General features: G+C 41.7%; 8 protein-coding genes. 4 read left to right on the top strand and 4 right to left on the bottom strand.

Going from position 1 to position 11,758, the window contains the following annotated elements:
- Nucleotides 1–60: 60 nt before the first annotated feature.
- From R2Q16_RS09780 to R2Q16_RS09770, 3 genes are read left to right on the top strand one after another with little or no spacing between them, the layout of a single operon-like run.
- Nucleotides 61–1,140 carry an alkene reductase gene (locus R2Q16_RS09780; RefSeq protein WP_316736726.1) on the top strand — a complete coding sequence of 360 codons (1,080 nt, stop codon included), beginning with the start codon at nucleotides 61–63 and terminating at the stop codon, nucleotides 1,138–1,140.
- Nucleotides 1,141–1,153: 13 nt separating this feature from the next.
- Nucleotides 1,154–1,555, top strand: coding sequence for an MmcQ/YjbR family DNA-binding protein (locus R2Q16_RS09775; RefSeq protein ID WP_316736725.1), 402 nt, complete (start codon nucleotides 1,154–1,156; stop codon nucleotides 1,553–1,555).
- 19 nt (nucleotides 1,556–1,574) lie between these two features.
- Nucleotides 1,575–2,594: an Atu2307/SP_0267 family LLM class monooxygenase gene (locus R2Q16_RS09770; RefSeq protein WP_316736724.1), complete on the top strand. Its 1,020-nt coding sequence runs from the start codon at nucleotides 1,575–1,577 to the stop codon at nucleotides 2,592–2,594.
- 53 nt (nucleotides 2,595–2,647) lie between these two features.
- Here R2Q16_RS09770 and R2Q16_RS09765 read toward each other — a convergent pair whose 3' ends face one another.
- From R2Q16_RS09765 to R2Q16_RS09755, 3 genes are all read right to left on the bottom strand, one after another.
- Nucleotides 2,648–3,841 carry a DUF1501 domain-containing protein gene (locus R2Q16_RS09765; protein ID WP_316736723.1) on the bottom strand — a complete coding sequence of 398 codons (1,194 nt, stop codon included), beginning with the start codon at nucleotides 3,839–3,841 and terminating at the stop codon, nucleotides 2,648–2,650.
- 71 nt (nucleotides 3,842–3,912) lie between these two features.
- Nucleotides 3,913–5,358, bottom strand: a complete 1,446-nt coding sequence (locus R2Q16_RS09760) for a DUF1800 domain-containing protein (protein WP_316736721.1) — start codon at nucleotides 5,356–5,358, stop codon at nucleotides 3,913–3,915.
- Between the two features lie 737 nt (nucleotides 5,359–6,095).
- Nucleotides 6,096–7,559: a recombinase family protein gene (locus R2Q16_RS09755; RefSeq protein ID WP_316736720.1), complete on the bottom strand. Its 1,464-nt coding sequence runs from the start codon at nucleotides 7,557–7,559 to the stop codon at nucleotides 6,096–6,098.
- A gap of 191 nt (nucleotides 7,560–7,750) precedes the next feature.
- Between R2Q16_RS09755 and R2Q16_RS09750 the strand changes: the two genes are divergently transcribed.
- The gene (locus R2Q16_RS09750; protein WP_316736719.1) at nucleotides 7,751–9,454 is read left to right on the top strand and encodes a hypothetical protein; all 1,704 of its coding nucleotides are present in this window, start codon (nucleotides 7,751–7,753) and stop codon (nucleotides 9,452–9,454) included.
- Nucleotides 9,455–9,562: 108 nt separating this feature from the next.
- Here the strand turns inward: R2Q16_RS09750 and R2Q16_RS09745 are convergent, their stop codons facing one another.
- Nucleotides 9,563–11,500: a DUF262 domain-containing HNH endonuclease family protein gene (locus R2Q16_RS09745; RefSeq protein ID WP_316736718.1), complete on the bottom strand. Its 1,938-nt coding sequence runs from the start codon at nucleotides 11,498–11,500 to the stop codon at nucleotides 9,563–9,565.
- Nucleotides 11,501–11,758 lie beyond the last annotated feature (258 nt).

The following is an 11,758-nucleotide window of genomic DNA, read 5'->3' as shown; positions in this document are numbered from 1 at the left end:
AGTCAATCCGGATCAAAAAAACAATTTATTTAACCGTTAACATTATTAAGAAACGACATTATGAAATTATTAGAAAAAGTAACCTTAGGTAAACAAACCTTACAAAATGCAGTGGCAATGGCACCCATGACACGCAGTCGTGCCAATTTTAAAGGTGTGGTACCAGATATTACAGCATTATACTATGCACAGCGGGCAACGGCTGGTCTATTGATCACAGAGGCAATCAACATATCAGAACAGGCTCTTGGAAGTCCCCTAACTCCGGGACTGTATACTCAAGAGCAGATTGAAGCCTGGATAAAGGTGACAAAAGCGGTACACGACAATGGCGGGGTAATCTATGCCCAGTTATGGCATACAGGCCGTGTTGGTCATTCAGTAGACAAAAATGGGCAATTGCCTGTTGCGCCTTCAGCGGTCGGAATCAAAGGACAACAACACTTTACATCTCAAGGCCCAAAGGAGTATGAGGTACCGCATGAACTGACCGTTGAAGAGATAAAGCAGATCATCAAGGATTATGGACAGGCTACGAAAAACGCAATTGAAGCAGGCTTTGACGGTGTTGAGCTACACGCTGCGTTCGGATATCTGCCTAATCAGTTTTTATCAGAGAGTGCCAATCTGCGTACAGATGAGTACGGTGGAAATATAGAGAACAGAAACCGTTTTGTGCTTGAAGTAATGCAGGAATTGGTGGATGTTGCCGGCAGCGACAAAGTGGGAATCAAACTTTCACCGACTATTTATTATAATAATATTGAGAATAGCGATCCGGAGGCACAGTTCAAACCTTTGATTGAAGCATTGAATGACCTGCCATTAGCTTACGTACATCTAATGAATGCCATGTTTCCATTAGATCATCTTCCCCACTATCCTAAGAATGTCATAGAGACATTTGGCAAGCTTACCGACCATCTGCTTATTGCCAATGCAGGATACGACAGAACAAGCGGAGAGCAGGAACTGGAAAAAGGTATTGCCAAGATCATTTCTTATGGTTCATTATTCCTTGCCAACCCTGACCTTGTTAAAAGATTTGAACGGGACGCTGAGTATAATGTAGCCGACCAGGCAACCATGTATGGCGGTGGTGAACATGGATATAGCGATTACCCATCTCTAGAAAACTGATAAAATATTTCTTTTGGCTATTTTTACTGAAAGAATTATGAATGCGGAAAATTTAAGGGAATATTGTCTGTCCTTTAAGGGTGCAGTCGATAAAATGGCCTTTACGAAGGCTACCTCCGAATATGACAGGGGCCTACTTGCTTTTTATGTGAAGGATAAATGGTTCTGTTTTTTCAATGTGGACGAGTTGGATTGTTGTACCCTGAAATGTGAGCCAGAGGAGTCGAAAAACCTTCGGGAAAAATTTGCGGAGATCAAGCCAGGTTATCACATGAACAAAAAACACTGGATCAGTATTGACCTGAATAAAAATGTCCCAGATAAGCTCATCAGGGAATTAATAAGAAAATCATATGACCTCGTTGTAGCTTCACTCACTAAAAACGACAGAGAGGATCAATCGGAAGATAGATGATTATAAACAATTGCACATTATGGAAATAGGAATTGATAGTTTTGCCTCGGCAATGTACGGCAGTAATACGCTCAGCAGTGTTGATGCAATGGAACAATTGCTGGAAAGAATTAGCGTTGCCGATCAGCACGGGCTGGATATTTTTGGGATTGGGGAGCACCATAAAAAGGAATTCCTCGATTCTGCCCCAGCGGTGATACTTGCAGCCGCTGCGGCAATGACCAGTCGTATACGTCTTACCAGTGCGGTAACAGTACTCAGTACATCCGATCCGGTACGCGTGTACCAATCGTTTGCAACGCTAGACCTTATATCAAAAGGTCGGACTGAAATTGTTGTTGGAAGAGGATCGGCTGTCGATGCGTATCCACTTTTTGGATACAATCTGCAGGATTACGATGCCCTTTTCAGGGAGAAGCTCGATCTTCTCCTAAAAATCCGCAATGAGGAATTTGTAACCTGGTCTGGAAGGTTCAGACCTGCACTTAACAATATGCCCGTTTATCCAAGGGCATTACAACAACACCTACCTATCTGGCTGGGTGTGGGCGGCACCTCAGAATCATTCGTAAGAGCGGGTACCCTTGGACTGCCCCTAATGGTCGCTGTGATTGGTGGGGAAACTGCACGCTTTCGACCCTTGATTGATATATATCGAAAAGCAGGTGCAGAGGCTGGTTTCAAACCTGAAGAAATGAAAGTAGGACTCCACTCCCCAGGTTATGTTTCAGAAACTACTAGTCAGGCGGTTGAAGAATATTATCCAGGCTATGCCAAGCTGTGGACCGAAGCTGGAAAGCAACGTGGTTGGCCACCCGTTACCAGGGTCGGTTTCAATCATGCTATTGGTATCAACGGTTCGCTTGTTGTTGGTTCACCAGAGCAGGTTGCCAATAAGTTACTAAAACACAGCGAAGCGCTGGGTGGAATCGACAGGTTTACCTTCCAGATGGACAATGCTGGATTGACCCATCAGCAGTTGACCAGTGCAATACAACTGATCGGGAAAAGAGTGATCCCATTGGTAAATGGTTACTGAGCAATTACCAAGAGCGATGGCTTTTCAGCCATCGCCCGATAAATTTTGGTAACTTAAATAAAATTCAAGGTCTGATATTTCTCTCCGAGAATCTCCTTATGATTAACCCCCAGCCATTTGTCCAGAACAGTCGCATAGACCTGCTTGAAATCGACGTTATGTTGCATATCCCCATCCTTTAGGTTAACCAAATCTGGAAGGGCGTTGAGGATGCCTTTTTCCTTAAGTCCACCGCTAACCATAAACATATTGTTTGCCGTACCATGGTCGGTGCCCACACTTGCATTCTGTGCTACCCTTCTACCGAACTCACTGAACGAAAACAATAGCACGTCATCAAAACGATTGTTCTGCTTAAGGTCTTTTACAAATGCTGAAACCGCGTCGTTCATTTCTGCAAAAAGGCGCTGCTGTGTCCATTGCTGGTTTACGTGCGTGTCAAAGCTGCCCAGGCTCACGTAATACACTTTGGTATTGATGTCCGAGAAGATAAGTGATGCGATGTTCTTCATGTTATTCCCGATCTCAGTTTTGGGATAGGCGGCCGAAGTAGGCCTTAGCTGACTCTGGTTAAAGATGTATTCTGCACTGTTTACCGTTTCGGCCATGGTCTTGTAAAGGTAATCGACTGGCTGCTCATGTTCGGCCTGATGTTTTTTTGCAATGTCCCTGAAGAACTGGTCCTGGCTGGAGCCATAAAGACGTCTTGGATCCTTAAGGGCAAGCCCCTTCATGTCGTTGCCCTTAAGCGCCAGACTTAACACATCGTCCATCTCTAGTATCTGGGTAGGCGTTTTGCAGTCCTTGCACTGTAAATCGAGATAGCGTCCCAGCCAACCTGTCGAAAGATATTCACTGCTACCACTTCCTGTCTGCCAGATATCCATGCTCCTAAAATGGCTGCGATCGGGGTTTGCATAGCCCACACCGTTCATGATGCCCAAGTTGCCGTCATCATAAAGATCTTTAAAACTGGTCAGGGCAGGATGTAATCCCACTTCATCTGTTAGGCCAAGAGCCCTGTCCCGTTGTATGCTCAAGGTCGGACGTTCTCGGTAATAAATATCGTTCCTTACCGAAATTACCGTATTGAGCCCATCATTGCCCCCGCTTAGCTGCAGTACAACAACAACTTTATTGCCCTGGGGTACGATGCCACCATTAAAGGCATGGAGAAATTTTGGAAGCATTAGCGATGCCGTTGCCAGCGAGCTGGCCTGTATAAATTTTCTGCGGTTGATCAACATAATTTCTTATTTGGTCCGCCTCAACGAATTGGGCGTATTAATAAATACTAAATAATTACTGATAATGTGTGCTAGCACATCTGGTATTCTGGGGTACTCATCAATGCCACGGTAACCGATCTGATATAATGTTCCCGGTTGCTCTTATCGGCAACCTTTTCTATGCTTGCGCTATCCTCGGTGCCTAGTGCCTGATGTATACCTGCCCGCAAAAACTGCACGAGAATTTCCTGTGGCATCTTTTCAAACTGTTTGACATATCTGGCCCAATCAACGGCCGCATTCATGGAAAGCTCATCTGCATTTGCCTGGGCATTACTTGCCATGCCCATATTGATATCATCATCGGACTTGGTATTGACCACAATCATTTCATTGTTCATGATCAGTTGGGGAAGTTTCAAACGCAACATCAACGTTGAGCCATCTATCCAATTTTTTCCCCCAGCCCATCCCGCAACATTCGGAGGCATGAAAAGTATCTGGCCCAATGCACTTTGCACCAAGAACTGTGCGCCTGTATTTTTAAGGTCCATTGGCACCAAGCGCCTGATGCCGACCAATAATTGAACGGGTGATTTGATGTTGCTGCCAATGTTCTTTTCACTATAGAACCAATCACTGGTGAAGATATCGTCAAGAAGCTTCTGTATGTTATACTTGTTCTTGTAAAACCTTCCGGCGAGCCAACTGATCTTTGCCTGGTCAGGCTGCTCGTTCACAAAAAAACGGTATATCTTTTCGGTGATATAATTGGCAGTTTGCTGCTGGTCCAATAGGATATCCAAAACATCTTCTCCCGTAAAGTTTCCTTTCTTTCCCAGTATGGTTTTTGAACCTGTATCATGCTGGTCCCTGCGAAATGCAAAATCGCCATTTGGCTGAAAGCTCCAGCCGGTAAATGCCCTAGCTGCTTCCTTGATGTCCTGCTCTGTATAATTTCCACGTCCCATAGTAAACAGTTCCATTACCTCTCGAGCAAAGTTCTCATTGGGATGCATCTTCCGATTCTGTACATTGTTCAAGAACGACAGCATAGATGAGCTTTTACTGACTTCAAACAGCAGATCCCTGAAACTACCAAGGGCATTGGAGCGAATATCCTGGAGCAACTTTTGCTGAAAGATCCCATTAAGATCGCGGGAAGCAAAATGTCCATGCCAAAAAAGCGACATTTTCTCGCGGAGTTGCCCAGGGGAACTAACCATCTGGTCCATCCATGCATGGTTCAAATTCTTAAGTACCTGTCTGCTGAGGCTTAAAAATTGGCGACGGCTTTTTGGCTCCATCATCTTCTGCCGCATCTGGGCCATATCGGTCTGACCAGCACCCGTTCCGACAAACTGGAAAAGCCTTTGGGCTACGTTAATCTCATTTGGTTTTGAAGAAGAAGACTTAACAAGTGAGGCATAAACCTCTTCGAGTGTTTTCTTATCTAAACCGGTCATGTCATCTGTAGACGGTCCAAAACCAGCCCGCCAAAGAAGGTGTTGTTTTTTTTGCTGAAGTGTGATCATCCAAGTATATTTTTGCCTCTATGACTAACAGATAACGGGAATGGTTTAAAAAACCATATTCAATTTATATCGATCGACATGCGAAGTGCATTATGAAAAATTTAGAATGTGCCAATTTTCGCATGATCAAAAATCTTTAAACTATTATTTACTGGAAAAACCAAACTAACTGACACCTCCTAGCCAAAACACTAAATGAAAGAACAGCAATATTTTATTTTAGATCTATTTCTGGTGACATGGCGTCAATCAACTCTGGTTTATCCACTTTGAGTACTAAACCTCAATTGAAATTATTTTACCACTCCTTAAGTCTTTTCAACATTTAACACATTCTCGCAATCATCATAAAAGTTCGACAAGTTGCCGCTCGACCTACATAAGGAAACACCATATTATGGCTGTTTCCTTATTTTTTGACAATAAAAATCTAATAGTCAAAACTTTACGCTTAACTAATATCAGTTCGAACATTACTTTTTAAGTCCTTAGACTTAGAACAAGAATAGTCTAAAAAACATCATTGAAAGATTTCTATGCTGACTTTGACTTGTTTGAAGTCTCCTTCGGGATTTTACAAGTTCCTCCGGCATGATTTTCGGAATAATTCTTAGAAATTAGATATAAGAAATCCAAAATAATACCAGCCTCACTGTCATCCACATTGATGCCATTCTTGGATAAAACAGCAATAGCCCGTTTAACGGAGATTTTACGCTCGGTGAAATTCATTACAATCAGCTTTTGAGTTCAGAAATTAATATTTTTGATAATACACTTTCCACTGTAAGAGAAACATCACCAGTTTGGAAGTTAACAGTATTTAATGGCAGAAAATTTAGCAAGTGCCTCCTATCCGCTATATCAAAAGTTTCATACTTTCTGAAAACCCTTACATTTTCTCCATGATCCAACTTCCTTTGAAAGTCAATATTATTCAATTTGTCAATATTATCCCCCAATTCTTTTTTAAGGCAAGAAGTCCTTATCAGGAACTCATTTTTAAACTCGCTGTAATCATCAAACTTAAGCCTATCCTCTACAAACAAACTTCGGGCTTTAGAGAGTGTATTCTGATGATGAGCCAACTGCCTTAACAACTCTCTTCTCTCTATTATATATTCCGCTTTATTTGTCCTTAAATTAGAATCGTCCAAAACAAGATCAAAAAGTTCTATCGCTCCAGGAGAAAGTAAAAGCTTTTGTAATTCTCTCTCATAATTAAAGTTCAACAACACTGCACTTATTCGATTATTACACCCCTTGTAGCAATGATAATATGGGTACTTACTTTTTGAGCCGCGTGAAAAACTGCCTGTAAGCTTTTTATCACATAAGGGACATTTTAAAAAACCTCTGAGAAAGAATGTGGTTCTAAGCAACTCTCTCTTGGTTGAAACCTTTCTCTTTGTATTAATAATATTTTGCACTTCGTAAAAAATAGACGGAGAGACTAATGCATTATGGCTGCCTTTTACTACCTGCCAATCAGAAGAATTAAGCTTCACCGGAATTAAACCACAATAAACTGGGTTACGGATGAGCTTTGAAAAGTTCGATTTTGAACATAGTAAACCCTTGTCCAACGCCATTCTCCAAACATCTGACATCCGATAAATATTTTTAGCTAGCTGATGAAATATCCACTTTATGACGCGCGCTTCTGGTTGCTTTGGCACTATACTTTTTTTACCATCCGAATCAGTTAAATTCGCAAAGCCAATCGGTGCCTTATTTGGATGCCTGCCCATCTGTCTTGCACGGCGCATACCATTTGCCGTATTCAGAGCCCGACGGGTATTTTCAGCTTCAGGCACAGAAAGGTAAACGGCTAACATAATTACACTTTCAGGCACATCAAGATCAATTGGCTGATCTATTGCGATGGCATATGCATTATTCTTCCGAAGAATGCCAATCATCTCATAGGCATTATGTATGTTTCGACTAAATCTATCCCATTTAATAAATAGAATATTCTTTTCTTCTTTCTTAGGCTTTCTTTTTATAACTGTAATAAGTTTTTTCCATTCTGGACGATTAAAGTTTTTAGCAGAATAATCTTTTCGGTAAATATCTTCAACGATAATATCATTCGCCGCACAATACTTTAACAATCTATCTTCTTGTTCGGGTAAAGAATAACCCTTTCTTCTTTGCTCGTCGGTGCTGACACGCACATATAGATAAACTGATTTCATAATGTTAGGACATTTGTTTCAACTATATATCGGCTAAAAGATCGTTAAGAAATAAAAAAACTAGATTATTAGAATTTACAAGCCTTGTTTACGTACTCTTGACCAATTCTAAGAAAGCAATATCGAACTCCAAACATTTGGAATGTTCACATCTAAAAAAGAAATTTGGGATACCAGCAAGACCGAACTTTATGCAATTTCTCCATGTAACAGGCTATGCCGAAGCATATCATGAGCCTGCCCCCAAATACACCCTTTCCTTTGTAGCGGGCTACTCAACGGATACATTGCTGCTGAGGCTCTCCAAGATCAATGCCATGCTGTTCCAGCAAATAGACAACCGGATGATCGATCCAGAGATTCTAAGGGAAGCGGTTTTCTGTGATGTCCCGGGTTTCAAACAGGTCACGGAATTTCGTCCCCTATTTACAGATGATAAAAGATGGTTTGCCGAAGGTCCGATTGGTTTGCTTATCATGGACCTGCTCAAGAACTTTAGGATAATCGACACGCTGGCTCCGATCGAGCCTTTGGAGTTTGCCCGTAACCTGTTCAAGACTATATTGGTCTATAACGATCTCTATTATGGGCGGCCCAGAGGAATTGTTTTGGAATCACTGGAAGGCATTTTCATGATGGAGGCCATGCAGCAGGGATACCTAAGGGCAAAAGGGGTAATGAAAGTTGATACTTTTGGCAGGTTCCTCTTTCTAAGCAAATTTATTGATAGTGACGGATTGCTACGGGAAGAAGCAGATATGTACTGCGAGAACATGAAAATTGAAAACCCTTGGACATTTGCCAAATTCTTCCTTGCTGTGCTGGCTTCTGCCGTACATCCCCAAAACTGGGGTAACCATATGTTGGATCTTGCACATCTTTGGCCGGAAAAGTTGATGAGGGAATTTGGGGCAGACCCGATGGAATTAGCTGGTAAGGAAAAGCTTTCGCTCAATATGGATGTGGTCACCAAGCCTTTCCTGTTCCTAAAGCCTGAGAAAATCCTTGTTCTGGATTACAATTTTTTCCAGTACGCACTAGAAAATGGTTTCCTGTACTCTTTATTTCGCCATAGCTCTAAGAAACTAAAAGCAAAGTTTAAAACTTATGAAAACTTTAAAGCCTACATCGCACTTGAATTCTTTGAAAAATATCTCGTAGGAAACCTGCTTGATAAAATCTTCCACAAAAAGAGCCATCAGCTTATCTCCACAGAAAAGTATCAGGATTTTATTGTCAGAGCCTCGAGCTGCGATGTTTTCGTTTTTGAGGTAAAGATGAACGATCTGCACCCCAATACCTTCGAAAATTTGGACTACAAAGCATTTACCAGTGAATTTTTGGACAAGCGGTTCCTTTCGGACAAGGGAACCGGGGCAAAGGACAAAGGGGTAAGTCAGATCATAAGACAGCTCGGCTATCTTTCAGAACCCAATAGTGAACTCAGAAAAAAGCTCGGCATCAAGCGCTCAGAAAAAATGAACATCTATCCCGTGATAATATGTTCAGAGCACCATATGAATATCGCAGGGGTGAACCACTATCTAAATGAAGGTTTCCAGCAAAAAAGCAAGCACCTGAAAGGCAGCTTCCAATCCATCAAACCGCTCACGGTAATCCATATCGATTTCCTTATCAAATATTTTGGGTCACTCAGGCGTAACCCTGCGCTATTCGCTGAATGGTTGAGCGGTTATCATCGCAGCAAAAAGGGACTTGAAAAGCTTTATGATGAGAAAGGAGGGCCAATAACTTACCTTCTTTCCAAAAGGTCACTTTTTGGCTATATGGAAATGAAAAAAAACTTTCCAAGTCCATACAAAACGACTGTAGCCGAGATAGAAAAATGCTTTGATTTGGAGACAAAGGGCGTATGGAGAGCATTGGGAATTTGAAATTGAGTCATGTAAACACATAAGCTGCCATCGTTTATACTTAATTCGAATACTTTCCAAATAACATTTATAGTCGCCATTAACTTAATGAAGCGGTTTGGCATAGGTTTAATCTTGGATGATGGCATTTTCTCTTCTATCTGGCGGCTCATACTTTTTGCCATCCCTGATTGCGCTGCAAATTGAAGGGTTCGAGAATAGGATGTTTTCGATATCGGAGCTTTGAAGGATAAGGCCCTTGATCTTTGTGGTCATAAATGTTAACATATCCTTTCCCCTTTTACTAATGTTTTCCCTATCCCAGCCTTCATTTATGGCTACATCAATTTCATTATAGGATCCAGTTTGGAAACGTCCCCTTTTATCTGACCAACTCCTGTTACCAAGAGATGAGTTTTTCCCGTTTTTAAGGATAGTAAGATTACCTAGGGTATGCAACAATACCTTTGTTCCATGATAGGCATGCTCTTCGGTCAGGTTTTCAAAAACAGAGCTTACCTGCTGTTGCCAGTTGGCTTCATATTCCTGGGGAATAATATGTTCAATGGTCGTAGAATCAAAATCCGAAAGATTTACCTTATCATTAGTTTCTTTATAATGATATTTAAGGTGTTCCTCATATTCGAACAAAAAATATTTTAGTGCACCCCAGCGGTGGAAACCCTTTGGTCCGCGCTCGTAGCCATATAACCCATTAAAGTAGTTCACCATATTTGCCGTCAAAACTGGAATGTCCAAGTGCTCGTTCAAACGGGCCATGACAAGCTCTGCTGATAGGTTGCCATTATAGATATCCCTTGCCCAGGTAGCGAAGGAACGCTCATCAATTACCCCAAGCCCTTGAATCCGATTACGGAACATGATGCGCTCGAGCCTGTCCAATGCCAGATCCAGATTTCCCGGTTCCCATTCAAATGATTTTAGTTGAGTGAGGAAAATCTTCATTTCCTTTCCACCATTTAAAAGTAGGACCTTATTTATCATCGGATGCCTAGAGTTATGTATTTCGTACCATTTTGGAGCAAATGCAGAAAGCTTCAAAATATAATCTTGAATTTTTTCATAACTGACCGGGCTTTCCTTGGTATTTTCCTCTCCCGAGTCATATTGTTCGGCACGGTTGGAGAATATTTCAAAGACCTTTTCCTCGGCAAGTTTTTCAGAAAAAACAGCATCTTTAGGTGTCCGGATCAACGATAGGTGAGCAGATAGAAAGATGTCCTCATCTAGGATCTGTTCTGGATTTTTGGCCAGCCAGTTGTATATGATGCTCCAGGATATGTTCACGTCATTCCTTAGCGACTTGCGGTCTTCATCCACCAATCCCAGTTTTTCGGTCAAGTGCATTAGGCGGTTCTTTAACTTTTCGAGCGTGGATAGAGGTTTTCCTCTATTGTTCATCGTTTCGAAAACGGCCTGAACGTCAAGATCCTGCTCAATTTCACGGAAATCAAATTTTAAGGCTGTAGTTACCTTCAAAAAGATAATTTCCCGGTCTTGATTGCTAAGTGGCTTTATTCGCTGCTCAAAAAAATCCTTGGCCTGGGATAGATTTTTGCTGTATAGGTTAAATTGGCTATCATCAAACACAGTACCTGAATACTCAAATATTTTATTTAGAAGATAGGCATAGTTCTTATCTGACTGGAAATAACAGAAACGGTAAATCCTACTGGCACCACTTCGGTTGGATCTGAATATGTATGCTTTCTCCAGGTCCTCCCTTGTCTCATTACAATATCCTTCCCCCGCATATTTTAACAGTACCTGAAGCAAAATGCTGATGGTGGTCAACCGTTGCTGTCCATCTACCACGTTATAGAAAGTGAAGCCCGTAAGCCATCGCTCGGTTTCCTCTGGTTGAGCAGCCTCTACATAAATGGTCCCGGTATAATGCGGTCGCAAGCCTCCATTAATTTCAGGAATCTCCAGTATATCCTCCCAAAGCTCCCGAAGCTGTTTATGTCCCCAGGCGTAGCCGCGCTGGTAGTCTGGAATCCTGTAAATTTTTTGACCGAATAGATCTGAGAGGCTAATGGCTTTCATCGTGCTTTTAAATTGAACTTCAGAGGCCACAAGGTAATCTTTTCAAGCTTTGCAGTCAATGGCAAACAATCGTTTTTTGCGCAAAAAGATAGACTGATAGCCATTGAATATTTTAGTTTCCATGCCGTAAACCATTTGGTGCTTTTTTTTCTGACGGCTCTTTTAAAGGATGTGAAACGGCTATACTCCGGCTAAAGAACAGATGATATCGAATGTATTTTTGCATAGAGCAAGAGCCGAAAACCACTTGTCGTTTAT

The organism is Pedobacter aquatilis (assembly GCF_032678425.1).
GTDB classification, from domain to species: Bacteria; Bacteroidota; Bacteroidia; order Sphingobacteriales; family Sphingobacteriaceae; genus Pedobacter; species Pedobacter aquatilis_B.
The sequence above is the reverse complement of the archived record's forward strand: the minus strand, read 5'-3'. Positions and strand labels throughout refer to the sequence as shown.